29 protein-coding genes and 1 tRNA gene are annotated in these 25,990 nt (G+C 66.6%); 20 read left to right on the forward strand and 10 right to left on the reverse strand.

The genetic code is table 11. From position 1 onward, the window contains the following. Window positions 1-673 precede the first annotated feature (673 nt). A complete protein-coding gene (locus tag ACIA8R_RS02995) occupies window positions 674-2,254 on the reverse strand; it encodes an Eco57I restriction-modification methylase domain-containing protein (RefSeq protein ID WP_397036203.1) in 1,581 nt (526 codons plus the stop codon). Window positions 2,255-2,826: 572 nt separating this feature from the next. Between ACIA8R_RS02995 and ACIA8R_RS03000 the strand changes: the two genes are divergently transcribed. Further along, on the forward strand, window positions 2,827-3,720 hold the full coding sequence (locus ACIA8R_RS03000) for a BsuBI/PstI family type II restriction endonuclease (protein ID WP_397036205.1): 894 nt from the start codon (window positions 2,827-2,829) through the stop codon (window positions 3,718-3,720). 812 nt (window positions 3,721-4,532) lie between these two features. On the opposite strand, the gene ACIA8R_RS03005 is transcribed toward ACIA8R_RS03000, so the two are convergent. Continuing rightward, window positions 4,533-5,000 carry an SRPBCC family protein gene (locus ACIA8R_RS03005; protein WP_397036207.1) on the reverse strand — a complete coding sequence of 156 codons (468 nt, stop codon included), beginning with the start codon at window positions 4,998-5,000 and terminating at the stop codon, window positions 4,533-4,535. Between the two features lie 145 nt (window positions 5,001-5,145). After that, on the reverse strand, window positions 5,146-5,373 hold the full coding sequence (locus ACIA8R_RS03010) for a winged helix-turn-helix domain-containing protein (RefSeq protein WP_363943795.1): 228 nt from the start codon (window positions 5,371-5,373) through the stop codon (window positions 5,146-5,148). 771 nt (window positions 5,374-6,144) lie between these two features. On the opposite strand from ACIA8R_RS03010, the gene ACIA8R_RS03015 reads away from it, so the two are divergent. Beyond that, window positions 6,145-7,359: a helix-turn-helix domain-containing protein gene (locus ACIA8R_RS03015; protein WP_397036210.1), complete on the forward strand. Its 1,215-nt coding sequence runs from the start codon at window positions 6,145-6,147 to the stop codon at window positions 7,357-7,359. Window positions 7,360-7,550: 191 nt separating this feature from the next. Here ACIA8R_RS03015 and ACIA8R_RS03020 read toward each other — a convergent pair whose 3' ends face one another. After that, window positions 7,551-7,931: a GntR family transcriptional regulator gene (locus ACIA8R_RS03020; protein ID WP_397036212.1), complete on the reverse strand. Its 381-nt coding sequence runs from the start codon at window positions 7,929-7,931 to the stop codon at window positions 7,551-7,553. Between the two features lie 144 nt (window positions 7,932-8,075). On the opposite strand from ACIA8R_RS03020, the gene ACIA8R_RS03025 reads away from it, so the two are divergent. From ACIA8R_RS03025 to ACIA8R_RS03070, 10 genes are all read left to right on the forward strand, one after another. Further along, complete coding sequence (locus ACIA8R_RS03025) at window positions 8,076-8,408, forward strand: hypothetical protein (protein ID WP_397036214.1); 333 nt, start codon at window positions 8,076-8,078, stop codon at window positions 8,406-8,408. After that, window positions 8,401-9,771, forward strand: a complete 1,371-nt coding sequence (locus ACIA8R_RS03030; protein ID WP_397036216.1) for an FtsK/SpoIIIE domain-containing protein — start codon at window positions 8,401-8,403, stop codon at window positions 9,769-9,771. The genes ACIA8R_RS03025 and ACIA8R_RS03030 overlap by 8 nt, the downstream gene beginning before the upstream one ends. A gap of 6 nt (window positions 9,772-9,777) precedes the next feature. Continuing rightward, a complete protein-coding gene (locus ACIA8R_RS03035; RefSeq protein ID WP_397036218.1) occupies window positions 9,778-10,473 on the forward strand; it encodes a DUF2637 domain-containing protein in 696 nt (231 codons plus the stop codon). A 13-nt stretch (window positions 10,474-10,486) separates the two neighbouring features. Then, window positions 10,487-10,828 (forward strand): hypothetical protein, encoded by a 342-nt coding sequence (locus ACIA8R_RS03040; RefSeq protein WP_397036220.1) that lies wholly within the window; start codon window positions 10,487-10,489, stop codon window positions 10,826-10,828. A 2-nt stretch (window positions 10,829-10,830) separates the two neighbouring features. Beyond that, complete coding sequence (locus ACIA8R_RS03045; protein WP_397036222.1) at window positions 10,831-10,998, forward strand: hypothetical protein; 168 nt, start codon at window positions 10,831-10,833, stop codon at window positions 10,996-10,998. Continuing rightward, on the forward strand, window positions 10,995-11,153 hold the full coding sequence (locus ACIA8R_RS03050) for a hypothetical protein (RefSeq protein ID WP_397036224.1): 159 nt from the start codon (window positions 10,995-10,997) through the stop codon (window positions 11,151-11,153). The genes ACIA8R_RS03045 and ACIA8R_RS03050 overlap by 4 nt, the downstream gene beginning before the upstream one ends. Window positions 11,154-11,275: 122 nt before the next feature. After that, window positions 11,276-12,610, forward strand: a complete 1,335-nt coding sequence (locus ACIA8R_RS03055) for a replication initiator (RefSeq protein WP_397036226.1) — start codon at window positions 11,276-11,278, stop codon at window positions 12,608-12,610. Further along, window positions 12,600-12,782, forward strand: coding sequence for a helix-turn-helix domain-containing protein (locus ACIA8R_RS03060; RefSeq protein WP_397036228.1), 183 nt, complete (start codon window positions 12,600-12,602; stop codon window positions 12,780-12,782). Before ACIA8R_RS03055 ends, ACIA8R_RS03060 begins: the two co-directional genes overlap by 11 nt. Next, on the forward strand, window positions 12,782-14,083 hold the full coding sequence (xerC, locus tag ACIA8R_RS03065) for a tyrosine recombinase XerC (RefSeq protein ID WP_397036230.1): 1,302 nt from the start codon (window positions 12,782-12,784) through the stop codon (window positions 14,081-14,083). Before ACIA8R_RS03060 ends, xerC begins: the two co-directional genes overlap by 1 nt. Window positions 14,084-14,508: 425 nt before the next feature. Beyond that, the gene (locus ACIA8R_RS03070; RefSeq protein ID WP_397036232.1) at window positions 14,509-15,060 is read left to right on the forward strand and encodes a hypothetical protein; all 552 of its coding nucleotides are present in this window, start codon (window positions 14,509-14,511) and stop codon (window positions 15,058-15,060) included. Window positions 15,061-15,200: 140 nt separating this feature from the next. Here ACIA8R_RS03070 and ACIA8R_RS03075 read toward each other — a convergent pair. Then, window positions 15,201-15,273: transfer RNA gene (locus ACIA8R_RS03075), tRNA-Arg, on the reverse strand. A 58-nt stretch (window positions 15,274-15,331) separates the two neighbouring features. Further along, window positions 15,332-15,877: a hypothetical protein gene (locus tag ACIA8R_RS03080; RefSeq protein WP_357692939.1), complete on the reverse strand. Its 546-nt coding sequence runs from the start codon at window positions 15,875-15,877 to the stop codon at window positions 15,332-15,334. A 133-nt stretch (window positions 15,878-16,010) separates the two neighbouring features. Between ACIA8R_RS03080 and ACIA8R_RS03085 the strand changes: the two genes are divergently transcribed. The 7 genes from ACIA8R_RS03085 (at window position 16,011) to ACIA8R_RS03115 (ending at window position 21,554) form a co-directional block, all read left to right on the forward strand. Beyond that, on the forward strand, window positions 16,011-17,402 hold the full coding sequence (locus tag ACIA8R_RS03085; RefSeq protein WP_397036234.1) for a sensor histidine kinase: 1,392 nt from the start codon (window positions 16,011-16,013) through the stop codon (window positions 17,400-17,402). Then, window positions 17,399-18,025 carry a response regulator transcription factor gene (locus ACIA8R_RS03090; protein ID WP_357692935.1) on the forward strand — a complete coding sequence of 209 codons (627 nt, stop codon included), beginning with the start codon at window positions 17,399-17,401 and terminating at the stop codon, window positions 18,023-18,025. Before ACIA8R_RS03085 ends, ACIA8R_RS03090 begins: the two co-directional genes overlap by 4 nt. A gap of 198 nt (window positions 18,026-18,223) precedes the next feature. Beyond that, entirely contained in the window at window positions 18,224-18,496 is a 273-nt protein-coding gene (locus ACIA8R_RS03095; RefSeq protein WP_364083149.1) for a hypothetical protein, read from the forward strand. 213 nt (window positions 18,497-18,709) lie between these two features. Then, entirely contained in the window at window positions 18,710-19,042 is a 333-nt protein-coding gene (locus ACIA8R_RS03100) for a hypothetical protein (protein ID WP_397036237.1), read from the forward strand. 3 nt (window positions 19,043-19,045) lie between these two features. Beyond that, a complete protein-coding gene (locus tag ACIA8R_RS03105; protein WP_357692929.1) occupies window positions 19,046-19,777 on the forward strand; it encodes a prolipoprotein diacylglyceryl transferase family protein in 732 nt (243 codons plus the stop codon). Beyond that, window positions 19,774-21,312, forward strand: a complete 1,539-nt coding sequence (locus tag ACIA8R_RS03110) for a radical SAM protein (RefSeq protein WP_397036239.1) — start codon at window positions 19,774-19,776, stop codon at window positions 21,310-21,312. The genes ACIA8R_RS03105 and ACIA8R_RS03110 overlap by 4 nt, the downstream gene beginning before the upstream one ends. 32 nt (window positions 21,313-21,344) lie before the next feature. Further along, on the forward strand, window positions 21,345-21,554 hold the full coding sequence (locus ACIA8R_RS03115; RefSeq protein WP_352365768.1) for a hypothetical protein: 210 nt from the start codon (window positions 21,345-21,347) through the stop codon (window positions 21,552-21,554). On the opposite strand, the gene ACIA8R_RS03120 is transcribed toward ACIA8R_RS03115, so the two are convergent. From ACIA8R_RS03120 to ACIA8R_RS03130, 3 genes are read right to left on the reverse strand one after another with little or no spacing between them, the layout of a single operon-like run. Then, the gene (locus ACIA8R_RS03120; protein WP_357692925.1) at window positions 21,555-22,013 is read right to left on the reverse strand and encodes a MaoC family dehydratase; all 459 of its coding nucleotides are present in this window, start codon (window positions 22,011-22,013) and stop codon (window positions 21,555-21,557) included. 11 nt (window positions 22,014-22,024) lie between these two features. Continuing rightward, window positions 22,025-23,206, reverse strand: a complete 1,182-nt coding sequence (locus ACIA8R_RS03125) for a hypothetical protein (protein WP_397036241.1) — start codon at window positions 23,204-23,206, stop codon at window positions 22,025-22,027. Continuing rightward, complete coding sequence (locus tag ACIA8R_RS03130; protein WP_397036243.1) at window positions 23,203-23,739, reverse strand: SigE family RNA polymerase sigma factor; 537 nt, start codon at window positions 23,737-23,739, stop codon at window positions 23,203-23,205. Before ACIA8R_RS03130 ends, ACIA8R_RS03125 begins: the two co-directional genes overlap by 4 nt. Window positions 23,740-23,908: 169 nt before the next feature. On the opposite strand from ACIA8R_RS03130, the gene ACIA8R_RS03135 reads away from it, so the two are divergent. After that, window positions 23,909-25,090 (forward strand): ATP-binding protein, encoded by a 1,182-nt coding sequence (locus ACIA8R_RS03135; protein ID WP_357692921.1) that lies wholly within the window; start codon window positions 23,909-23,911, stop codon window positions 25,088-25,090. Between the two features lie 103 nt (window positions 25,091-25,193). On the opposite strand, the gene ACIA8R_RS03140 is transcribed toward ACIA8R_RS03135, so the two are convergent. After that, on the reverse strand, window positions 25,194-25,985 hold the full coding sequence (locus ACIA8R_RS03140) for a MauE/DoxX family redox-associated membrane protein (RefSeq protein WP_397036245.1): 792 nt from the start codon (window positions 25,983-25,985) through the stop codon (window positions 25,194-25,196). Window positions 25,986-25,990 lie beyond the last annotated feature (5 nt).

Below are 25,990 nucleotides of genomic sequence, written 5' to 3' on the forward strand. Positions count from 1 at the left end.
AGAAGGGCCAGATAGCTGATGACCTGCTGGGATGGCTAAAGGCTGGCCCTCCGACGCGTGATCGGTTCGCAATTGGTTCGCTGCGAGGAGTATCCGTGATGCGGACAACCGAGCTAGGCACGGCGAGCAACGCGTGGCCCGGTCGGCCCTGGTGTAGCGCGCTTGACGTAGCCGGTAAGCGACTCTTCGGGAGCACCAGCGCAAGAGGCTAGCTCGTTCCGCAGCAGCGCGGCATCCGTAAATGGAAGCTGTAGCAGTGGGCGCCTTAGCTTAGAGCTCCATACCTCTGGGACGGGGAATGCTTCCATCCGCGTGAGCATTCGCGCTAGGTCGACACCAGACCCCCAAGGCGCAAGCTCGTGAATCGCGACGTCGCATCCACGCGTGAACTCGCGTGCGCCGATCTTTATTGGAGAGCCCAGCCATTGCACCTTAGAGAGTGCAGTGGCGCGACCAACGACCCGCCCTCGATCCCGTCCGGGGTTCTGGTATGCACCACGAGTGACGTAGATGAAGAGTTCATCACCGGGCTTGAGGTCGCGTACCTCGGCTCTGGCCGTGGGTGGGAACGCCATCCGCTGCTCTTCGAGGACCCATGCGACAGCACGGCGATCGGCCAAAATGAGGAGGTAGTGCGCAGCCTCATCGCTCATGTTCCCACCATACCCGAGAATCACTCCTGCAGGGTGATCGTGTCCTCCATATGATCAACGGGAGATCCGAGAGGGGTCGGAGACGCGCCGCCCTCCTGCCCAAGAATGTGAGCGTCAACTAGGGCGTCAATCTTTTCCTGGGAAGGCCAAGTACCTCTCCCAAAAGCTGCGCCAAGCGAGGTGAGCGAGTCCGCGTTCGGATAACGAAGCGTTCGCAGATCTGTTGCGTTGACTTGGGTGTGTCCGCTGAAGATGCGTATGTATGTATCTACCAGCGAACTATTAAGCCATAGACATAGTCCATAGGCGAGATTCTCGGGAAGGCCTCGTTCGTTTTTATGAAAGACGTTCAGATGGTTTTCGAATCCGACATGTTGGCTTGGAATATCTTCTGGGTCGAACACGGCTGCAACAACACGGCGCCTCTGTTCTTTAGCAGAGAATCTATTAACCAGCACAAAGTGCTCTGTTGGCAGAAGGAGATTCCGAATTTTTGGATGATCTATAAGCGCCTGAGGCTTGCGGAGCGGAAGCGGCCATTCAACTTTCCCTGATCGCAGATTCCCTGGATAGATGAGGGGAATAGAGAAAAGATTTGGCTGGGCGAGCAGATGATCTTTTGCGCGGAAGTCTACGATCTTTCCGGTAGAGACTCTGAGGCCAAGATCCGCAAGCGAGCAGGGCATATTGGCGATAAGCTCGGCTGTGCTAGTGTCGTGATTGCCTATTGGGATGCGGATAAATCTATGATGATCCGCAGGCGAGATCACCTCGTCGTACCGCACCTCACGTGTAGTCGATTGCCCGATGTGATCGTCGCTGATAGAGAGAACTACTTGTTCTATCTCCCGTCCTGCTACAGCGTGGAAGATTACATTTTCTTGTAGAACGGCAGAGTCGGCGAAAACTGCTGATCGTGACTCGAACACATGTAGGCGTGTAATGCTCGCTCGAGACGTCAAGAATTCGCGGAAGCTGTGAAAGTAGGATCCGTTGGTAAAAGATCTCGGCGTGATGGCAGCGAGCTGCCCGCCGTCTTGCAGTAGATTAACGCAAAGTGAAATGAATGCGCTATAAATGTTCGAGCAATCGACGCCTAGGCTGAGTAGCGATTTTCGCTCTATCGATGAGGCGCCGAGCTTCTTGTATGGTGGATTGGCAATAATGATGTCGAAAGGCTTATTCAGGCTTCGCTGGGGATTCGAGCCCGTGGCAGCAACTATAAAGTCCATTCCGATGATGGTAGCTTCTATTTGAAGGCCTGCCTGAATTCCGGTCTTCGCAACGTCATTTAGAGTTTCTTGCAGATAAGGAAGTAGCTGGGGATCGACCTCGACTGCAACAATCTCGACACGCCCCTTGTACTCGCCAGAAATCAGATGCGCCACTAGTGCTGCCGTCAGGGAGCCAACTCCCGCTCCGGGATCTAGAAGGCGAAGGTCGGAGTCTTCCGGCATCGTGACCATGCTGGCGATCAGGCGAGCAGCGTCATCCGGCGTGAAGTACTGGCCGAGGGCGCTACGTGACTTGGGGCTGAGCTGCGCCGAAACCTTCTGTCGGCGCGCTTCGGTCCTGCTGATCAGTGCTTCGATCGGATCCACAGGAGCAGATTAGCGATGAGAGAAGACAGCGTCTCCCCCGACCCGGACATCCCCTTGACCAAGTAGTGGATATGGATAGGTTTGCGCTGCACGCTCCTTCCGCTGGTGCGTGATCACGTCAGGCCCGTTGCCGGTGGGTTGCGCCACGGTAAGCGGGCCTGAACGTGCACAGTGTGGAGCTGCGGTTGCTCTGCTGTCTGTCGTAGAACCCTGATCGCTGGGTAGTTGCTGGTGCCCCCTGTGGATCCCTCGACTGCAGAAGCCTTGATCGCTATGTTGGACCGCGTCGGTCCTAACATGATCTCGTACCAGCTCACTCAGAGTGAGCGGTCGATCTTCTCGCTGGCAGTTGAACCGGAGCAGCTGTGCCACAAGATTCCCCTCCTCCCGCCCTTCCAGCTCTCCTTCGTGACAGAGAGGAGTATCAGGACCGGCTCCGACGCATCGTGCCGCGCGAGGCGACGGGCACCACTGCTACAGATAATCCAGCTGCAGCTGCTTGTGCCTACGTGATGATGTACTGCGGAGCTATCGGCGGCGTGAACCCAGTCCGTCCGATGACCATTACTCATATGAGAGATGGGATCGCTGCCCGCCGAGACGACGAATCTCGTCGTGCATATTATGAGGCGGCCCGTCGCTCCGGCCAGGCTATTGATAAGTTGTGCAGCGAGTGGGGTCTCCCGGCCGAAGGTAAGTGGTATGCCTCGGACTCCCGTGAAGGACCGCGAGATGAAACCCTAAAGAGCTGGGAGCAAAACAACGCGATAATTATCGACAGATCGATAAAAGCGACATCGTCGGTCGGCCGCTACACCTTGCGCCCAGAGTTTGCAAGGCTCTTTGACCCTGCCCTCGATGGCGAAGACCTTGAAGCGGCGATTTATCAATGGCAAGAGGAAAATCTCACGCCCATTGGGCGAGCGCGAGCAGCACACCGGGCGGGGCTAGAGCAGCGACAACACTCGGTGTTGGTGGATCTTCCTGGCGGGGGGACTCGGGAGCTGCTCCCAGGTGTGAGCAGCGTTATTCTCGCGTCATTTATTGAGCATAGCCATCTGATAATGGCTGACCCCATCGTAATCTTCATTAGCCAATCCGGAGAGCCTGTAAATATTGTTGATAATCGGCAACTTCGGGTACTCGGACTTGAGTTGGGCCGGCTTGCAAATCTTCTGCCTGACGCCCTCATGGTCGATATTTCGAGCAGGCATCTTTGGTTTATAGAGGTTGTCGCAACTGATGGTCCGATCGACGACGTTAGGCGCGAGCGATTGAAGTCGTGGGCTGTCGAGTGCGGGGTTCGCGAGGACGACTGTCGATTCCTGACTGCTTTCACGTCTCGGACTTCTGGGGAGGCGAAGAAATGTCTTCCCCGATTGGCGAGGGACTCGTACGCATGGTTCGCTGACGAGGTTGACGCGATCTTGAGTTGGCGGGACACCCAGCATCCTGGCTCTGCGTAGTCCCGAGCAGTTGGAGTCAACAAGGGGTGCCGTTCGAGGACGCGTGAGACCTGGGCGCGTCGGCGGTGCTGGCCGCGACCGGCCGGAGAGCTGTAGCGCGGCCAGCAGACCGCCCGAACGCGCGGCGGGCTGCCAAGAGGCGGGCCGCCTTTAATGACGAGCGGATAATGTGCTTTCTGATCTTGTGTATGAGGCCGCTGGCCGCGTGATCGTGCAGAGCCCAAGCCTGGCTTTCTGATCATTTGGCGATCGTGCAGGGCGGAGCATTCTTCTCCCGATGCCGGAGAGATTGGCCTGGCAAGTCCGGGATGGATGTAACTGGCACGTTTTCTCACACCGACCGCGACCGGACCCACTTCGGTGGTGTACCTAGTGAGTGGTCACCCGACTGCTTGTACCTGACCCTGCACATGGACTGTGCATCGATAGCAGGAGACCCCCGTTATCCGGTGGCAAGCGGACCCGGAGCGCAGGGCCGCCAGGCCCGAGCACCGGAAGCCGCGCGGCAGTCGATCGCCCCAGCCGGTTTGGAGAGCGCCGAAGTGAGCGATCGTCACGGCGTTAACTGGTGACCTCTGGTGTCTGAGGGCGCGTTGGGTGGTGCGTGCCCGGACCGGCCGAAGAGCCGCAGCCGGGCACGCAGACCGGCCAGCGCGCCCTGCGGACCGCGCAGCGGTCCGCCCTTGAAACCGTAGGGAAAGTTCTCATCCGGTTGTGAAGCACTCCGGCTGACCTGCTGTTTTGTCGAGTCCTCCCGTGCTGGCGATGCTGATCAGGCTGGGAGTGCCCCCTCGACTGCAAGCCGACCTGAGTCAGCCGGCCTCTTCGACGTGCGACGCCAGGTTGGCCAGCGAGGAGGCGATCCCAGCCTCGTGGACCGCTTGGTCGATGCCGGGTGGTACGCCCGTGGCGGTGATGGTTACCTTGGTCCCCTCGCCGGCGGGAGTCAGGTGCCAGGTCATCGTCATGGTGCCCGCGTACGACGGGTCGTCGGCCTCGAACACTGCCCGCTGCACCACGCGCTCCGGTGGCACCAGGTCGGCGAACGCGACGTTGACGACGTCCGTCGCGTCTGACGTCTTGCCTGGGCTGTCGGTGGGGTCGAGGTACGTGAGGACCATCCGGAACCCGCCACCAGGGCGGGGATCCCACCGCTCGATCCGCCCCCGCATTCCGTGCGGCGGCAACCATGCTTCGAGGGCCTCCCGGTCGAGGAGAGCGTCGTAGACAGTCGCCGGCGGTGCCGCGATCAGCCGGCTGGCGCGGTCAGTCCTGGCCATGAGCCCGAGTCTAGGACCGAAGCTGTCCAGGCCCACCCTCACCCATCCTCGTCGAACGACAGCCGGACCAGCGACTTTGAAGGTGCGGTAGATAGCTCCCCATCAGGTGTCGCCGGTGATGCGGCTGTTGAGGGGGCAGACATGGCTACTGTGGGGACACGATGGAGCCCTTGCCGGGCTTTGTGGTGATCAGCTCTCGTTCTCTGAGTGCTTCCATCGCCTTGCGGATGGTCACTCGTGCGACGTCGAACTCCTCCTGCAGCTTCACCTCAGAGATGAGGGTGAGGGGCGGGTAGGTGCCGTCGCCGATGCGCTCGGCCACGACGTTGGCTATCTGCTCCCACTTGTAGAGCCGCGGGTCCCATTCGATCACGGGACGACTCTAGGTATCCCTGCACCTAACGGCATAGAACAGGCATTGCTAGGAATGCTATAGACAGGTTAAGACAGGCTGGGATAGGTTGCGGTCATGGCGTTGGGGAGCGGCTGTGCGGAGTCCCGCCGGGTGGGGCTCTGTTCGGGCGCTTCGGTCTGCCGCTCCGCGAGGACGCGCTGTGCGGCTGGAGACGGCTCCTCGCTCACCAAGGCCTGTTCATCGATCGCGACATCCGCGAGCACTGCCGGCGCTGCGCTGGCAATCGCGCGTTACGAAGGACGGTGAGCCCGGTGGCAGAAGTCGAAGACCTTCACGGTACGCACCCCGCCTCGCCTCGACCTCACGCGGTGTCGGTGAGGTGGCTCCCAGTGGAGCAACGCCCCGATCGCGCTCGGGTCCTGAACTACACCTGCGAATGCCAGTCGCCCGTCTTTGAGCATTGCATGGCCGGCGGGCAGAGTTTCATCCGGCGCTATGACCGGTCCGTCCCCGCTCCGAACGTCATGGAGAGCCCGCGCATGCGGGTCGTCGATGCCATGACGCTGTGGCGACAGCTCATGCGCGGGGAAGCGAGGTAACGAGACGCAGATCCGGCGAGTCATGTACACGTAGCGTCACTTTCTGAAGCCGATCAGTGACGAGCGTTTCCGCAGGTCGAAGGCCGACCTGCGGTTTCGCATGCCCGCTGACTGGCAGTTTTTCTGCCAGTGACGCAGGTCACCTGTCTTATCGTCGAAGCAGGCGACGACGAGAAGGAGGGGCGGCGACGTGGCAACAGAGTACGTGACGCAGGGCCAGCGGATCGCGCGGGCTCGTCACCGCAAGGGCTGGGATCAGGCAACCCTCGCGGAGAAGGTCGGCCGATCTGTCTCCTGGCTGTCGAAGGTGGAGAACGGGCGGATGCCGCTGGACCGGATGAGCATGGTGGGGCAGCTCGCCGAGGCGCTCGGGGTGGAGGTCGCTGAGCTGACCGGCCAGCCGTACCAGCACGAGACGACGGAGCTCGACTCCGGGCACGCGGCTGTTCCGGGGCTTCGGCTCGCGCTTCAGCAGGCGTCGTTGCCCAGCGGGATCGGACTGCCGGCGCGCGGGGAGCCGCGGACGTTGCAGGAGTTGGAGGCGAACGTACGCCTGGCGGAGCAGCTTCGCCAGGACGCCAAGTTCACCGCCCTCGGTGAGGTGCTGCCCAGGATCCTCACCAACCTGATGACGATCATCAACGGCTCCTCGGCCGATCGCGACCGGGCCGAGGCGTTGATGCTGCGGGCCTGCCACATGGCGCGGGTGTCGTCGAACCTGCTGGGTCACCATGATCTCGGCTGGACGGCGGTACAGCGCGAACTCGTGGCGGCGCAGCACGTGGGCTCACCCGATCTGGTCGCGGCGGCGAGCTGGGACCTGTGCGGGGTGTGGCTGCACGAGGCGCAGCTTGACCCGGCCAAGGACGCGGCTCTCTCAGCACTGGACCAGATCGAGCCGTACGTGAGCGGAGACGACACGATCAAGGCGATGTGGGGTGCTCTGCATCTGCGGGCCGCCGTGGCGTACTCACGGCTGTGGGACCAGAGAGAGGCGGAGGGCCACCTGGACGAGGCCCGCCGCGTCGCCGAGGTCCTGCCGCGGGACGGCAACGCGTTCCAGACCCAGTTCAACCGGGTCAACACCACCATTCACGCCGTCGAGGTCAGCATGGAGCTGGGCCGGCCTCGTGAGGTCATCTCCCGGGCCGAACACGTCGAGATCGCCGAGATCGCCTCGTCCGAACGTCAGGCTCACTACTGGACCTGCACCGCGGCGGGCTACCACATGAACAGAAAGGACAACGAAGCCGCAGACGCTCTGCTCCGTGCCGACCGGATCGCGCCTCAGCACGTCCGGAACCGTCCGTTGGTCCGCAACATCGTGCACGACCTGCGAGACAGCGGCAAGCTGCATCGTCAGCGCGAGATTCTCAACCTCGCCAAGGTGATGCGGCTGCTCTGAGTACGACAAGCGGAGGGCTATCCGCGCAATGGCTCCCCACCCAGCAGGTAACCCGGGGGCGCTTCGGCGTCCTGCCTACACGATGGGGTGATACATGGGTCTTAGCGAGACTGAACGACAGATCTTGCTTCGCGAGCTGGCGGAGATCGCGGTCGACCTGGCCGAACTCCAACGGCGTGCGACCAGGGTCTCTACCCGGCTTGATCAGGGCGAGTCCGAGCGTCCAGCTCGTCCAGCCTGACCGTCAGCTTGTTCATGTGCTGACGGATCTCGCGCAACTGCTCGGAGATGATGCGGAACTCTTCGCTGTGCTCGCCCGGGGCGGGCACGGCTTCGACGTCGTCAGGGGTGCGGGTGACGAAGCTGCCCGCCCCCTGGCGGGTCTCGATGAGTCCTTCGTCGCGGAGTACGGCCAGGGCGTTGCCGATGGTCATCATGGCCACGCCGTACTTCTCGGACAGCTCACGCGCTACGGGGAGCTGCTCCCCCACTGCATACCGGCCTGAGGCGATGTCGCGCCGAATGTCCTCGGCAATCCGCAGGTACGGCCGGCGCCGGTCAGTGGTTGCCATGAGTCAACTTTAGCGGTTCTAGATGCCTAGGTCTCTGGGCAACCTGTAAGGAATCTCGAAGCGATTCAGCTATCTCGGTTTACAGCGCTAGATACCTAGGTATCTTTGTAACTAGCACAGTCACTCTGAAGGAGACCAGCGCTCATGCGTACCATCCCGATCCCCGTCGACACCTCCAAGCTCGTCATCACCTGCGTGAAGGCGCCGAAGCCGCGCCTGGTCAACAAGGACACCGGCGAGATCAAGACCGACAAGAACGGCAACACCGTCTACGAGATCACCGTCTCGGTGGAAGACGAGTTCGGCCGGATCGAACTCGTCAAGATCGGCACCTCGGGGGAACCTCCGATCACCGCCGGTCAGCAGGTCAACCCGACCGGCATGGTCGGCTACGTCTGGGAGATCGCGGGGCGGTGGGGCATCTCCTACCGCGCCGCCGCTCTCCTACCGGTCGACACGGAGCCGCTCCGTGTCTGACACCACGCTCCTCGTGCTCGGAGTCCTGGCCGCTTCGGCGGCCGGGCTCTGGGCCTGGCGCCGCTGGCACTACCCGTCGTTCTGGCTCGTGGCCGCCTTCCCGCTGGTCGCGGTATGCGTACGGGCTACCTGGCGCAAGGTCGCCCTCGGCTGCAACCTCACCAAGAAGCGGCAGCGCTTCTGGTTCACCACCGTCCCCGGCCTGGTCGCCTCGACCGGCGTCGTCCGCGTCCGGCGCAAGTGGCAGCGCATCGCCGTGGACACCAAGCCGTTCATGTGGCTGCCCAAGCCCACCCGCTACGGCTGGCGCGTCACCCTGCACACCCTGGAAGGACAGATCCCCGCCGACTACGCCGACGCCGCCGAACGACTCGCCCACTCATGGGGCGTCCACGCGATCCGCGTCTCCTCGCCTCGCCCCGGACGGGTCGTCCTGTCCGCCACCGTCCGTGACCCACTCGTCCGGATCGAGACCCTGCCTACCTCACCCGAACTGCTCAAGGTCACCGTGGGACGTCTGGAGACCGGCGGCCCCTGGACCATCGACTTCAGGACCGTCCCGCACTGGCTCAACGCCGGAGCGACTCAGTCCGGCAAGTCCAACCTTGCCAACGCCTTGGTCCAAGGGCTGGCTCCGCAACCCGTCGCCCTGGTCGGCTTCGACCTCAAGGGCGGCGTGGAGTTCACCCCGTACAGCCCTCGCCTGTCGGCGCTGGGCACCACACGAACCGAATGCGTCGCCCTGCTGGACGACCTCGTCGGCCTGATGACCGGCCGCATGGCCCAGTGCCGGGAGGCCGGCGCCCGCAACATCTGGCAGCTCCCGGACGATCAGCGGCCCGTGCCCGTCGTCGTCCTGGTCGACGAACTGGCCGAGCTGTACCTGATGGCCGACAAGACGGAGAAGGACGAGATCGCCAAGACCTCTACGGCCCTGCTGCGGGTCGCGCAGCTCGGGCGGGCGTTCGGCATCTACCTGTTCTGCTGCGGCCAGCGCATCGGCTCCGACCTCGGACCTGGCGTCACCGCTCTACGAGCTCAGTGCTCCGGGCGGATCTGCCACCGGGTCAACGATCCCGAGACCGCCACCATGACGCTCGGCGACCTCGACCCCGCCGCCCTCGCATCGGCTCGCGCCATTCCCGCCGAGACACCGGGCGTCGCCATCGTCGCCTCACAGGACGGCCAATGGTACCGCGCCCGCTCCTACTACGTCAGCGAACAAGCCGCCGAACTCGCTGCCTCGACCTACGCCGACCGCTCACCCGTCTGGGCCGACGTCGTCGCCGGCCACGCCGCCCACGTGAGCGACACCGATCTCGCCGAGTTCCTCAACTCCATCCCTGACCCAAGAGAGGCCTGAACTCCGATGCGACGCCTCGCTCACTGGCTGCTCGACACCGGCCCCGTCCTCGTCCTGGCCCTCATCGCCGGAGCCGGGTCCTTCACCCACATCCGCGACACTGCCAGCGACCACGGACAGTCCGGCTGGATGGCCTGGGCGATCGCCGTCTGCATCGATCTCACCTGCGTCATGGCCGCCCGCGAGCGGCAACGCGACAAGAAGACCGCCCGTGAACGACGCGGCCTGATCTCCTGGCCCGTCCTCGTCCTGACCGGAGGCATCGTCCTGTCCCTGGCCGCCAACCTCCAACAAGCCGACCCGACCGCCTGGGGCTGGATCACCGCCGCCACCCCGGCCGCCGCGTTCCTCGTCGCCGTCTCCATGCTCGAACGCCGGACGTCCGGCCCGCGTCCCGACTCGTCCCCAGACGTCTTCGGGACGTCCCCGAAGGACGTCCCCGCGTCCCCTCCGCGTCCGAACGCACCCGTAGCCGTCCCGTCCGCAGACCGTCCCGCCCTCGTCCACGCCCAGGACCGTCAGGACGAACGCCCCGGACCGTCCCCGGCACTGGTCGACTACGCCCGCCGCGTCGCCGACGAACACCACACCCGACACGGCAAACCCATTACCCGCGACGTCCTTCGCGCCCACCTCGGCGTGTCCGAGCAACTCGCCTCCGACCTGCTCCACACCCTGCGCACCGTCCCAGCAACCACCTGAAAGGCGCACCACCATGCACAACGACCGAGACGCCCTCATCGCCGGACTCATCGCCATGGCCGGCTTCCTCAAGGCCCACCCTCAGATCCCGACCTCGATAGCACCCGTCACCATCCGCGCCTTCCCCGACAACGGCTCCGACGACGACATGCGCACCGAGGTCGACAAGGTCGCCGCCCTGCTCGGCACGGAGATCGACCACCACCACCTGCCCCACGACCACTACATGACCGGCATCGGCTTCGGACCGGTTCGCTACGAGTTCATCGCCATCCTCGCCGCCGCCCGCGCCCGTCACGCCGCCGATGACAGCTACCGCGGCTGCATCCAGATCGACACCACCCAGGAGCCCTGACCATGCGCATCCGCCTCGAAGGCAACCGCGCCGAACTCACTCTCGGCATGATCCACCTACGCCAGGTCTTCACCGTCACCAGCATGTCGCGGGCCTTCCCCGACAGGAGCCGACCGCGGAACTACCGCCTCTACGTCACCATCACCCCGCGCAAGGACCACCGCCCATGACGACCGAAGAACCCTGGACCGCCTGGCCCGACATCCTCGCCGCCGTCCCGCTCGCCAACGGCCGCTGCTGCACCTGCAACGGAACGGGCCTCGACGGCGACAGCGACACCTGCCGCGACTGCGACGGCAGCGGCATCGACAACCACGGCGCATAGCCGAGATCCCCTCACCTGGCCACACAACCGCCAAGTTCCGCGCCAGGTGAGGGGCCATCCCACTCCAGAACGCATCCGGACAGGACGGATCCATCTTGCACCACTCACACGCCATAGCCGGGATGATCGACCGGCTCCACCAACCCGACTACGACCGCTGGGCCCACCAGATCAAGCGCACCGGCGGCTGCCGCCAGCCCATTCACCTGCGTGGCAAGGTCGAACACTACGACCAGGCCACCGGCGAACTGCTCCACCGCTACACCACCAACCGCGAACCGAACGGCGTCCTGCGCGTCCCGTGCAAGACCCGCCGTGCCTCCCGCTGCCCGGCCTGCGCCGAGGTCTACCGCGCCGACACCTACCAACTCGTCCGCGCCGGCCTCATCGGCGGCAAAGGCGTCCCCGAGACCGTCAGCTCGCACCCGTGCCTGTTCATCACCCTCACCGCCCCCTCTTTCGGGGCGGTCCACGTACGGCGGGAGAAGAACGGCAAGGTCCAGCCCTGCCACGCCCGCCGCAACGCGCAAACCTGCCCGCACGGACAGGTCATGTCCTGCACCGACCGCCACAGCGCCGACGATCCACGGCTCGGCGAACCGCTGTGCCCCGACTGCTACGACTACGACGGCTCAGTCCTGTTCAACGCCATCAGCCCCGAGCTCTGGCGCCGCTTCACCCTGGCCCTGCGCCGCCGCTTCGCCCGGCTCAACGGCCTGACCGTCAAGGCCCTGCGCGAACAGGTCACCATCGCCTTCGCCAAGGTCGCCGAGTACCAGCGCCGTGGCGTCGTCCACTTCCACGCCGTTATCCGCCTCGACGGCCCGGACGGCCCCAACGCACCACCGCCAGCCTGGGCCACCGCCGACGCCCTGGCCGACGCCGTCCAGCACGCGGCAGCCGCCGTGACCGCCGAGATCAAGCCACTGGGCCGAACGTTCCGGTGGGGCACACAGCTCGACGTCCGCCACATCACCATGAACGGCGACCTCACCGAACAAGCCGTCGCCGCCTACATCGCCAAGTACGCCACCAAGGCCGCCGAGTGCGTCGGCACCCTAGACCGCCGCATCCAACCACTCGACAACCTCGACGCCCTCCCCGTTCGCGACCACGCCCGCCGGCTCATCGCCGCCTGCATCCGCCTCGGCGAGAACGCCGACCTGGCCGAACTACGGCTCACCCACTGGGCCCACATGCTCGGCTTCCGCGGCCACTTCTCTACCAAGAGCCGCCACTACTCCACCACCCTCGGCGACCTCCGCGCCGCCCGCGAAGAACACATGCGCACCGAGGAGATCACGACAGGACGGCTGCCTCTGCTCGACGAGGACACCATCCTCGTCGTCGCCCACTGGGAGTACGCCGGACAGGGCCTCTCCCTCGGAGAACAACTCCTCGCTGCCGCCATCACCGGCAACTATGCGCCGCACCTCGGGGGACCTCATGACGCCTGAACTGCTCACTGTCCCGCAAGCCATGGCAGTCCTGAAGGTCAGCCGGTGGACGCTCTACAACCTCATTCGCTCAGGTGCGCTCGCCTCGGTCATCGTCGGCGAACGCTGCCGTCGCATCCCGGTGTCCGCCCTCAACGACTACGTGACCCGACTCTGTGAGGAGGCTGCCTGATGCCTGCCAAGACCGCACCCGCGACTCCAGAAGAGCAGCCCAAGCGTCCTCGCAAAGGCGGTCGTACCCGCGCCAACAACGAGGGCTCGATCTTCCCGTACAAGAACGGCTGGGCGGGCTACGTCTGGGTCACCACCCCAGAAGGCAAGAAGACCCGCAAGTGGGCCTACGGCAAGACCCGCGAGGAGACCCACGAGAAGTGGCTCAAGCTCCATGAGCAAGCCCGCAAGGGGCCGGTGGCCACCAAGCACGAAACGGTGGCTGCCTTCCTCACGCGCTGGCTCGCCGAAGTCATCGAGCCCAACCGCGAGCCCACGACCTACGTGGCGTACGAACCGCTCATCCGCCTGTACATCATCCCTGGCCTGGGCAAGATCCGGCTCGACAAGCTCACCGTCCGCGACGTGCAAGCCTGGCTGAATACCCTTCCGATGCTCTGTACCTGCTGCGATCAGAAGAAGGACCACAAGAGGCCCGAGCACAAGCGGCGGTGCTGCTCGATCGGAAAGTGCTGCAAGGGCTACCTCGCCCGCAGCAGCATCGCCGGAATCCGCAGAGTCCTGCGCTCGGCACTCGGACATGCCCTGAGGGAAGAGTTGGTCACCAAGAACGTCGCCTCGCTGACCACGCTTCCGAGTGCCAGCAAGACGAAGAAGAAGCGACAGCACACCGTGTGGACCGTCGACGAGGCTCGCAGGTTTCTTGAACATCTCCGGGAGGTGGATGACCCGCTCTACGCGGCGTACGTGCTCATCCTTGTCCTGGGCCTCCGCCGCGGAGAGGTTCTCGGTCTCACCTGGGACAGCGTAGACCTCGCCGACGAACAGCTCTGGATCTCCCGTCAGCTGACCAGGGTCGGCGGCAGGCTCCTCCATCGGGAGACGACCAAGACAGAGGATTCGACCGCTTCGCTGCCGCTCTTCGGTATGTGCGTAACGGCGCTCAAGCATCGCCGACGCGTCCAGGAGGAGGCATGCAAGATGGCCGGGGACGGATGGAAAACCTCGGACATGACGTTCACGACCCGTACCGGTACGCCGATCGAGCCGCGTAACTTCAACCGGGCCTTCGAGAGTCACTGCCGCCGAGCGGGCGTCCCGCGCATCCGTGTGCACGACACCCGGCACACGTGCGCCTCACTCCTGGCGGCACTCGACGTCCACCCACGTGTAGCGATGCGCATTCTGCGGCACTCGCAGATCTCGATGACCATGGACGTCTACACGCAGATTCCAAGTCCCGAAACCCGAAAGGCGCTTGATCGACTCAGTCGAAGTCTCGACTGCTCAAACGGGACATAATTAATCCTGCGTTACCTCAAAGGCCCTTAGGGATCATCCCAAAGGGCCTTTGAGCGTGTGCGACGTCTTCTCGTAGCCGAAGGGATATGCGGACCTGGCCGCTTCGATCATTTCGCTGTTCGTCATTTGTGATTTAAAAGAAGAAGGCTTCCGATAAGTCGCCAGGTCAACGTCGTATCGAACGCATCGGGGGGCGTATGACGCATCCGAAAAACTGCGAAAGTGCCGAAGGGCACTCCTGCAAATGTGCGTGCGGTGGGGTCCAACATGGCTGGACTCAAAGCCTCAAGCTGGCCCGCGACCCGTCCCCCGTTGCCCGTCAAGAGGCGAGGGACCGCTGCAACATCAGATGGGCGAGGGCTATGCCCTCCCAAGGGCGGCCAAGGCGCACCAAGGCGAGACAGGCCGCCACGGACACCGCCAGGGTGGATCTTGCCGACTGGCTGTCCGGGCATCCAGAAGTCATCGAACATGTCCAAAAAGTCGGCGATGTCCTTGTCGACTGCGTGATCACGAGGCTGGACGAAGAGTTCGGTGGTAGTGATCTGCGTAAGGCCAGAAAACGAATTAATGATCATCTCTGGTGCGATCTCCTCGTGGCCATGGCCGATGCGATCGAGAAATTCTCGGAAGCCATGGACCGAATCCCGGAGTACGTGACGACGATCATCATGCAATCTCGCAAGGACGACGACCGTGAGCCCTTCCTCGAAGCACTGGTGGGCCTCGCCGTGCGAGTGGCGTGGAAGCCCATCAAGGAGATGATCGAAGCTACCGGAATCACGGAGCTCCAACGGGCGTGTCGGATCCTCGCCGTACTCATCTGCCCGGCACCCGAGAAGCACAAGGCCGTTCAGGAGGGCGCCCTGCTTCCCCTGGCGAAAGAGGGTTTGCTGGCGACCAGCAAGGAGCGGCTTGAGCAGGTCTTCCCTGCGGACTGGGTTCGCCGACTGCAGGAGGGCTTTGGCGGCGTCTGAGCAGAGCAGGCCGGCGGCTCGGAGAGTGTGAGCTGCTGTTGTAGGTGGCTGCCTGCATGCGGCTGTGTAGCTGTACAACGCTGCTGTACGGGCACGAAAAAGGCCCTCCGGGATGATCCTGGAGGGCCTTTGACCTGCTGTGCGGCCGGAGGTACTCGAAACCCCAACCTTCTGATCCGTAGTCAGATGCTCTATCCATTGAGCTACGGCCGCTCGCTGCGTAAGCAAGCATAGCGGGTTCTGGGCGGTGCATCGAACCGAATACCCGCGATCACTGGCGAGCCGACGGTTCCTTCTTCGGCCAGAGCGTGTAGCTCACCGGCCAGAGCAGGGCGATGAGGGGGATCTTGAGCAGGTTGAGCATGAAGTCCATCAGGGCTTTTGTGCGGGAGGGGTCGTTCACCAGCCAGATGAGGCCGAACAGGATGAGGCAGAAGATTCCGTACGCCAGGACCAGTTTCAGCCAGAACCCCCACTCGTAGCGGGTGCGGGCCATGCCGCCCGCCGGCGGCTTCCAGGGCGGGGGGCCGCCGGCGAAGCGGTGGTGGAAGCGGGCGTCGGCCCAGCGCATGGTCCGGTGGCCGAAGACGATCGAGTAGGCGAGGTAGGCCGCCGCCAGGCCGTGGCGCAGGTCCGCCGTGGCGCCGCCGCGCATGTCGATGACCGCCGCGGCCAGGAGGACCACGTCGAGGAGCGGGACGCAGAGGAGGAGGGCCGTGCTGAGCCGGCGGCGCTTCCAGAGGTAGCGGCTGGCCAGGCCGAGACCCAGGAGGAGCCAGAAGCCGATTTCGCAGCCGATGAGGATGGCGACAATCACATGTTCCAGCTTGGGGGGATTCGCGGCCCGGCACATCGTCGGCGAAAACGAGCCTGTGGATACATCGAAGGGTGTATCCACAGGCGGACCCTCGGAGGACGGCGGCGGCCGCCGGGAGTGGTGTGATGAGGACATGACACGGGCGGCGGTGAAGAGCGGTGGCGCCGAGGCGCGGGCGGTTGCACGGTGGTTGAGGCCGTTCGCCGTGCGCGGGGTGGCCGGTGGCCAGGAGAAGGGCCGGGTACGCCCCGCAGTGGCGGCCGGGCTGGCCTTCGTTCTGGGGGCGCTGCTGATCCTGGCCGGTGCGTACGTGCAGCGCGGCGTGCCGGTGTGGGCCCTGCTGGTGCCGTTGGCGATCACCTGTTCGGCCGTGTTGCTGCGGCAGCGGGCTCCGCTGTGGTCGTTGGCGCTGGGGGTGGTGGCCGTCACGGTCGACGGGGTGGTGGGGCCGTCGCTGGCGACCGTGCTGGTGTTCACCGACAATCTGTACGCCGCGGCGCTCTACGGGCCGGCGCGGTTCGCTCGCTGGCTGCTCGGGATCACGACGGTGCTGGCCGTGGTGGGCGGGGCGGTGGCGGCGTTCATCGCGGCGGACTGGCGGTTGCTGGCCGTCATGGGCATCCAGGGCGGGCTGGTGCTGATCACGCCGGTCACCACGGCTTGGGTGCTGCGGGAGCAGCGGGACCGGGCGGCCGCGGAACGGGCGCGGGCGGAGCAGGTCGCGCATCTGGCCGAGCTCGACCGGCAGGCGGCGATCGCGGCCGAGCGTACGCGGATGGCTCGTGAGCTGCACGACATGATCGCGAACCATTTCAGCGCCATCGCCATCCAGTCGACGGCTGCTCTGTCCCGTAAGGACCTGGATCGGGAGACGGTTCGCAAGGTCATGGAGTCCGTACGGGAGAACAGTGTCAAGGGGATGGCCGAGATGCGGGACATGATCGGGCTGCTGCGGGAGGCCAACGGCGGGCGCGAGGGGGACGGGCAGGAGCTTGAGGCCACCCGGCCGCGGTTGGCTGACGCGGAGAGCCTGGTCGAGCGTACGCGGCGGGCTGGGATGGCGGTTGAGCTGCGGGTCGACGGGGAGTCGCGTGAGGTGCCGGCTTCGGTGGATCTGGCTGGTTATCGGATCCTTCAGGAAGGGCTGACGAACGCGCTCAAGCATGGCGAGGCACCGGTTGTCGTCTCGCTGGCGTACGAAGCCGGGGAGGTTCTCCTCACGATCGAGAATCGGGTCGGCCGGCGTGGCGCTCGGCTGCCGGGGGCAGGGGCGGGGCTGATCGGCATGCGTGAACGGGCTTCGCTGGTCGGAGGGTTCTTCGAGGCGGGGCCATGGGGGGACGGGTGGCGCGTCGTGGCGGCCTTCCCGACGTCGCTCGGCGTACCGGCTTCGGGGGACCGTTCTTCGAGCAGCCGGGTTTCGGGGGAGCGGGCTACGAGGGAGCCGCCTGGCGACGGCGGACGCTTCAAGAGCGCGGACGGCGGGCGCCCCGGGACGGCGGACGGGGAGAGGGGGGTGGCGTGAGTATCAGGGTGTTGGTGGCTGACGATCATGCGGCCGTACGCGCCGGGATCGTGATGATCCTCGACGGCGCCGACGACATCGAGGTCGTGGGTGAGGCCGCCGACGGCGAGCAGGCGGTCCGGTTGGCCCACGACCTGCGTCCCGACGTCGTCCTCATGGACATCCGCATGCCCCGCCTCGACGGCATCTCCGCCACCAGGGAGCTGGCGGGGGTGAGCGACGTCCTGATCCTCACGACGTTCGACGTCGACGAGTACGTCTTCGGCGCCCTCCGGGCGGGCGCGGCCGGTTTCCTGCTCAAGAACACCGAGGCCGACGCCCTGGTGGAAGCGGTAAGGCTGGTGGCGGGCGGCGAGGGGATGATCGCGCCGGGCGTCACCAGACGGCTGATCGCGGCCTTCGCCGATCAGCCGCCCCGTCGCGAGCCCTCCGACCCGGAGGCCCTGACCCCGCGCGAACGCGAGGTGCTGGCCTGCATCGGCCGCGGCCTGTCCAACGCCGAGATCGCCAAAGAGCTGGACATGGCCGAAGCCACCACGAAGACGCACGTCAGCCGCCTCCTGAACAAACTGGGGCTGAAGAGCCGCGTCCAGGCAGCGATTTACTACTCAGAGTCGCTTTAGCCCCGTAGGGTGAACGCCGTGACCATGCCGCCGCCGCCTCCGCCGGGGCAGCCTCCATCCGGGCCACCTCCCCCCGGGCAGCCGCCGTACGGGCCACCCCCGCCGGGGCAACCGCCGTACGGACCGCCGCCGCAGGGTCCGCCACCGCAGGGGCCTCCGCACGGCCAGCCCGGGCCGCAGCCGCGGCGCCAGCCGGGGTTGACCGTCGCGTTGGCGCTGGCCGGAAGCTTCGCCTACCTGGTGATCAATGTGATGGTCGGGCTGCTCGCGCTGAGCCTGCAGTCCGCGGTGGGAATCGGCGTCGCGGCCGGGTTCCTGGCGCTTCTGGGCCTCGGCTTGGGCATCACGCTGGTCGTCCTGCGCAAGCAGTGGTCGTTCGGGCTGGGGCTCGGGTTGATGATCGGGTGGTCATTGGCGTCGATCGTCTCGGCCGGATACTGCACGGGGCTCAACCCCGGCATGTACGCGTAGGCGAAGCATGACCGATCAGCAGTGCCTCACCGACCAGGGGACGGCGGGATGACGACACCACCGCCACAAGGCCCGTGGGAGCCGCACCAAGGCTGGCCACCGCCGCAGCCGCCGTCGCAGCCGCCGTCGCAGCCACCGCCGCAGCCACCGCGGCCATCGCCGCAGCCACCGCGGCCATCGCCGCAGCCACCGCGGCCATCGCCGCTGCCGCCGTTGCCGCCGCTGCCACCGCAGCGGCCCAGCAGCCGCGACTCCGCGATCGTCCTCATCGCGACGCTCGTCGCCGGCATGTTCGCCTACAGCGTCGTCAACGGCATCGTGGGCTTCTTCGTCTTCATCTCCGCCATCGACGGCACGAACAAGGCGGGCGTGATCGTCGGCGCGGTGCTGCTGGCCGTCGTCGGCCTGGGCGGCGGTCTGGGGTTCGGCCTGGTCCGCAAGCCGTGGTCGCGGGGGCTCGGGCTGGGGCTCGCGATCGGCTGGGCGCTGTGGTCGATGCTGACGGCCGGCATCTGCACCGGCCTCAACCCGAGCCTGTACGGCTGAAGCATGCCGTATCACGAGATATTCGTCGGCCTGGGCGTCCTCGTGGCCGCGGTGGTCTTCGTCCGCGAGGCGAGGGCCAGGGGCGCGCTCAACGAGCAGTCGCTCGTCGCCGTCACCGGAGCCCTGGTCGGCGGCGCCATCGGCATGCGCCTGGCGGGCTGGCTGGAGACGTTCGACCTCGCCGACCTCTGGCTGTACGGCTCCCGCAGCATCCTCGGCGGCCTGACCGGCGCGTACGTCGGCGTGCTGGTCGCGAAGAAGGTCATCGGCTACCGGGAGCGCACCGGCGACCTGTTCGCCCCGGCGGTGGCGCTCGGCATGGCGATCGGCCGCATCGGCTGTCACCTGACCGAGGCCCCCGGCAGGCCCACGGACCTGCCCTGGGGGGTGCACGCGCCGCCGTCCACACCGGAATGTCCGGGTTGCCTGACCGGCCAGGCCATGCACCCGTCGTTCGTGTACGAGATCGTCTTCCAGCTCGCCGCGTTCGTCGCGCTGCGGTGGGCGCGCAAGCGGCTGACCCAGCCGGGCGAGCTGTTCACGCTCTACCTCGCCGGATATGCGGTCTTCCGGTTCCTGGTCGAGTTCACCAGGGCGAACGAGACGCTGTGGCTCGGCCTGACCGGACCGCAGTGCTTCCTGATCCCGGGCCTGACGCTGCTCACGCTCAGGCTCGTGTATGGCTGGCGTCGAGGCCATTACGATGCCCTTTTCAAGCGGAAGGTCATGACATGAGCGCAGGGATGGGGCTACGGGGCGACCGCATCCTCCGGTACGTCAACGCGTTCTGCCCGAAATGCCACGGCCAGGACCTCGACCAGGTCCAACGGCTGAGCGGCTACCTGGCCGAACGCGACGGCAAGGTGTGGCTGGAACGCGGCTGCCGCGAACACGGCCTGATCCGCACGTTGTACGACGAGGACCCGGAGATCCTCTCCTACCTGGAGGAGTGGACCGCTCCCACCAAGCAGCACATCCCTGACGTGTCCGGAAACTTCGCCCCGATCCCCGGCGCGTACCTCAACGGCCTGCCCGAGATGCAGACCCAGCACACCTGCATCCTGCTGGAGGACATCGCCGAGGCGTGCAACCTGCGCTGCCCCACCTGCTTCGCCGACAGCTCGCCCGACCTGACCGGCGTCGTCCCGGTCGCGGACGTGCTGGCGAACGTGGACCAGCGGCTGGCCAGGGAGAACGGCAAGCTCGACGTCCTGATGCTGAGCGGCGGGGAGCCCACGCTCCACCCCGAGCTGAAGACCCTCCTCGCCGAGCTGGCGCTCCGGCCGGTCACCCGCATCCTGATCAACACCAACGGCGTGCTCATCGCCAGGGACGACGCGCTGCTCGACCTGCTCACCGAGCACCGGGACCGGGTGGAGGTCTACCTCCAGTACGACGGCTCGTCGGCCGAGGCGTCCAAGCACCATCGCGGCGGCGACCTGCGCCGGATCAAGGCGGAGGCCGTACGGCGGCTGTCGGAGCGGGAGATCTTCACGACCCTGGTCATGACCGCGGCCCTGGGCGTCAACGACGGGGAGATCGGCGACGTCGTACGCCTCGCGCTGGACACCCCCTTCGTCGGCGGCGTGTCGCTGCAACCGCAGTTCGGGTCGGGCAGGTCGGGCGTCATCGACCCGTCCGCCCGGCTCACCCACACCGGCGTGCTCAAGCGGCTCGGCCCGCAGACCGACGGCCTGGTGACCTGGCGCGACCTGACCGCCCTGCCCTGCTCCCACCCCCACTGCTGCTCGGTGGGCTACCTGATCCGCGACGACTCGCAGCAGTGGCGCTCGCTGGTCGCCCTGATGGGCCACGACCGCCTCAAGCAGAACCTGGGCCTGGTCTCCAACCGCATCGCCGACACCGAGCTGCCGCGCGAGCTGCGGCTGGCCGTTCAGGAGTCGCTGCTCGGGCTGCTGTCGGAGCAGTCGTCGCTGTCCCACCCGCAGATCGGCGACCTGTGGCGGGACATCTGCGAGAACTGCGACCTGGGCGTCGCCACGCTGCTCACCCTCGCCTCCTCGGCGTTGCCCGGACGGCGCAGGAAGCTGCGCAGGATGCTGGGCGAGCGGGTGGTGCGGATCACGATCAAGCCGTTCATGGACATCTCGACCATGATCGAGGAGCGGCTCACGCAGTGCTGCGTACACGTGGGCACGCGGGCCGAGCAGGACCAGTGCGCGCCGTTCTGCGCCGTGCAGGCGTGGCCGCAGCTCTCACGGCAGCGGCTGTCCGCAGTGGCCTCGAGGCCGGGGCTGGTGATCCTGTGAAGGCCCAGCCGTACGATCCGCTTCGATTGTGCGTGTACGCCACCGTGGCGCTGCTGGCCTGGCTGCTCGGGCCGTGGGCGGTGCTCGGGTTCGCGGCGCTGGGGTTCGCGGGGTACTGGAAGGCGCGGCGGGCCGGGCTGACCCGGAGCAAATGCCTGCTCAGGGACACCCGGCTCGTACTGGCCTATCTCGGGTTGATCGGGCTTGCCGCGGTGGTCGGGATCGTCCTGTCGCTGCGGTGATCAGGGCGCGGGGACGTACAGGCTGAGCGACTCGGCGATGCAGGCGGGCCGGCGCTCGCCCTCGATCTCGATCGTCATCTTCAGGTTGGCCAGGTAGCCGGCCGGCGTGCCCTTGACGTCGGTGAGCTCGCCCACGGCCCTGACCCGCGCGCCCACGGGCACCGGCCTGGGGAAGCGCACCTTGTTCAGCCCGTAGTTGACGCCCATCGCGATGCCCTCGACGCGCACCATCTCGAACATGAACGTCGGCAGCAGCGACAGGGTCAGGTAGCCGTGGGCGATCGTGCCGCCGAAGGGCCCCTCCTTGGCGCGCTCCACGTCCACGTGGATCCACTGGTGGTCGTCGGTGGCGTCGGCGAAGAGGTTGACCTGCTCCTGGGTGACGGTGCGCCACTCGGTCGGGCCGAACGTCTCGCCCACGGCCGCCTTGAGTTCCTGTACGTTCGCGAAGGTCCGCATGGTCACGAACGCTATTGCGCGGGCGGGACGGCTGCCAAGTTGAGCACCCGGTACTCGTCGCCCCGCTCGCTCCAGTACATGGTCGTGCTGGGCTCGGCGGACATGAAGTTCCCCCACCAGATGCCGGGCCGGTCGAACGTGGCCAGCGTGCCGGTCGCCACGTCGTAGACCGCGCGGCCGGTCACCACGAAACGGTCGAGGGGCGGGTAGTCGCCGAGCCTCAGCACGAGACCGAGTCCCTGGGGCTCGGCCGCGGCGCTGCCGTCGATGTTCTGCAGGTACGTGCGCCCGCCCCGTACGCCCTGGCACCAGGACGGGCCGCAGTGCAGGCTCAGGGCGTCCAGGGGCGCGACGACGTCCTTGGTGGAAGGGTAGTCGGTCGACAGGTTCACGACCCTGGTCTGGCTCCGCTCCTCGCCGTCGGCGACGTCGCTCGCCCACGGCCATTTGACGAGGTGCAGGCCCTCGCCGCCCGGAATGCGCATGGGGGCGCCGCCCGCGAGCGGCATCCACCACACGCCGCCGGTCCGTTCCGACCAGATGATGCGGTCGCCGTCGAGGGCGATCCGCTCGATCCGGAGGTGCTCTCCCGTCATCGCGGCGACCTGTCGGGGCTTGCCGCCGGCGAGCGGGACCGTCCAGATCTCGCGCACCTCGGTGCCGTCCTTCCGTACGGCGTTCACGTGCCAGGCGAGGTTCAGCCCGTCCAGCGCCGGGGGCTGGGGGCGGTAGGTCCTCATGCCTGGCGGAACCGATATGTCGGTGATCTCGCGGAACATCCGGGTGGTGGTGTCGAAGACCTCGATCGCGCGGATCGTGTCGGCCTTGGGCCCGGCGACGGCCAGGATCCGGGCGGCGTCGAGCGCGGTGACCGGGACGCGCCGCAGGCCGTCGGCCCGCACGGCGGGCATCGTGACGACGGCCTGCGGCCACGCCCGCTCCAGCGGCACGGCCGTCGCCTGCGGGAAGAACCGCGCCGCCAGAGGCGGCGCGGCCGCCTGCCGTCCGTTCGCCGCCATGACCGTGCCGGCCGCGATCACGGCCGTCACCGCCGTCGCGACGGCCAGCCCCCGGGTACGCCGCCTCCGCCTGCGCCGCCGCTGCCCCTCCACCCCGGCGAGCAGCCCGCCCGGATCCGGTGCGTGGTCCGCCGCGGCCCGAAGCGTCTCGGTCAGGTCCTTCTCGGTCCTCATGTCCGTTCCCTCTCCAGCACCGCCGGCCGGATCCTCAACGTGTGCAGCGCGCGCGACGCCTGGCTGCGAACGGTTCCTCGAGAGATGCCGAGGATGTCGGCGATCTCCTGGTCCGACAGGTCCTCGTAGTACCGCAGCACCAGGACCACCCGCTGCCTGCGTGGCAGCGTCGCCAGCTCCCGCCACAGCTCGCCGGAGGAGTGGCTGTCGGTGTAGGCCCCCTCGGGCACCTCGTCCGTGAGCTGCTCCCTGCGCCGCCCGCGCCACCAGCTCACGTGCTGGCGAGTCATGATCGTGCGTACGTAGGACTCCGGGTTGTCCTTGTTGCGCACCTTGCGCCAGGTGCCGCCGAGCTTGAGCAGCGCCTCCTGGACGAGGTCGGCGGCGTCGTCGGGGTTTCCGGTGAGGACGTATCCGTACCGGAGCAGGGCGGCGCCACGCGCTTGCACGAACTCCTCGAACTCCACAACACCCAGACGCACGGGCGTCCCGGACTGTTGCAAAGATCTTTTACTCGAAACCATCGCATGCATGTTCGAGTCCGCGCTACAGTTCTGGGTATCGAAATCGAACAAGGGTTCGGCCTGGTGAGAGGGGGTGTGTCCGGTGACGATGCTCGCCACAGCTCCTGCTCGGACACGCCGTAGCACTTTCTTCCCAAATCTAAGACGGCCGCTATATCCGGCAATAAAGTCCGAGAGCGTGGACCCTGTGCGCAATCCCTACGCCCCCGGCGCCGGGCAGCGTCCGCCGGAGCTGGCCGGGCGCGACCGTGAGCTGCAGCAGTTCGAGGTGGTGCTGGAGCGGGTGGCCCGAGGGCGCCCCGAGCGCAGCATGGTCGTCACCGGCCTGCGCGGCGTCGGCAAGACCGTCCTGCTCAACACCTTCAAGTCCATGGCCATGCAGCGGCTGTGGGGCACGGGCAAGATCGAGGCCCGGCCCGACCAGTCGATCCGGCGTCCCGTGGCGGCCGCCCTGCACATGGCCATCCGCGAGCTGGCCCCGCGCCACCGCGCGCCCGAGCGCATCGAGGAGTTCCTCGGGGTGCTGAAGGCGTTCGCGATGCGCGACCCGTCCGCGGCCAAAGGCACCTCCCACTGGTCGCCCGGCATCGAGGTGCCCGCCAGCCGCGGGCGCGCCGACTCGGGCGATCTGGAGATCGACCTCACCGAGCTGTTCGTCGACGCCGCCGGCGTGGCGACCGACCTCGGCGTGGGCATCGCGCTGTTCATCGACGAGATGCAGGACGTGCAGCCCGCCGACGTGTCCGCGCTCTGCGCCGCCTGCCACGAGCTGTCCCAGTCGGGCGGGCCGCTGATCGTGGTGGGCGCGGGGCTGCCGCACCTGCCGAGCGTGCTGTCGGCCAGCAAGAGCTATTCCGAACGGCTCTTCCGCTACGCGCGCATCGACAAGCTCGACCGCGAGGCGGCCGACATGGCGCTGATCCTCCCCGCGCGGGAGGAGATGGTGGAGTTCACCCAGGAAGCCCTCGACGCGCTCTACGAGGCCGCCGACGGCTATCCCTACTTCGTCCAGGCGTACGGCAAGGTCGCCTGGGACCTCGCGCTCCGCAGCCCGATCACCCTCGACGACGTCAAGGTCTCCGCGCCCGAGGCCGAGGAGGAGCTCGCCGTGGGCTTCTTCGGCAGCCGCTACGAGCGGGCCACCCCGGCCGAGCGCGACTACATGCACGCCATGGCGCAGATCGGTGACGAGCCGGTCGCCACCGCCGACGTGGCCGACGCCCTCGGGCGGAAGCCGTCCAGCCTCTCGCCGGCTCGTGACAGCCTCATCAAGAAAGGGCTCATCTACAGCGCCGAGCGCGGTCTGATCGCGTTCACGGTGCCGCACTTCGGAAGGTTCCTGCGGTCTCAACCTGTTTGAGCGCCGCCCCTAGACCTCTATTGGGCTGTCTAGTGGGGAAGCTAGACAGCCCAATAGAGTCATATCGCCGTGCCTGGATACGGAAATCTAGGGCTCTCTAGCGTCACGCCGATACTGGCGTATATTCCGGCAGAGAGTCGCTGTCGTCGTTGCTGACCACCGCCACGCGCACCGCCGGACGCCGTCCGCTCAGGTGGACCGCGAAGACCACGTCGTCCTGGTCGCGGCCGGTGAAGACGAAGAAGCGCCAGCACAGCTCGCGCCAGCTGTCGTACGGCTCCGGCGAGGTCAGCGCCTCCTGGTGCGCCCGCCACGGGCCGCTCGACCTCAGCCGGGAGAGCATCACCTGCTCGGTGGGGCCGGGGCGCTGCTCGCAGGGGGCGCGGTACCGTACGCGATCGACCAGCTCCTCGATCTCGGGGGAGAGCAGCGCGATCACCGCCAACCCCGCGGCCGTGAGCCAGGTCGGATGGACCGTCGCCGCCCAGCCCGACGCCGGCGCGGCCACCGACAACGCGGACATCCCGGTCAGGACGACCGTCCGGCCGATCGAACGTATGCCGACCGGCGCCGAGCTGACCTCGCCGAAGCAGCCGCAGCCCGCGTCAGGACGCCGCCTGCGCAGCTCGACCAGCACGTACGTGCACATGGCGAAGAAGCCGACCGTCCCCCACCTGAAGATCGGCGCGGTGGTGAACAGCAGCCCCCCGGCCAGCACCAGCTCGACGACCGCGCAGACCAGCAGCGAGGGCGCCTGCATGCGGCCGGGCATGAGCACGGCCGGGCCCAGCCTGGACAGGGTGCCCGGCTCTCCGCCCCGGTACACCGTGACCACCTTGGCGCCGGCGCCCATCACCAGCAGCACGATCAGGATCGGCATCTGCGAATCGAACACGCCCG

It is taken from the genome of Nonomuraea sp. NPDC051191, assembly GCF_044455665.1.
Classification (GTDB): Bacteria; Actinomycetota; Actinomycetes; order Streptosporangiales; family Streptosporangiaceae; genus Nonomuraea.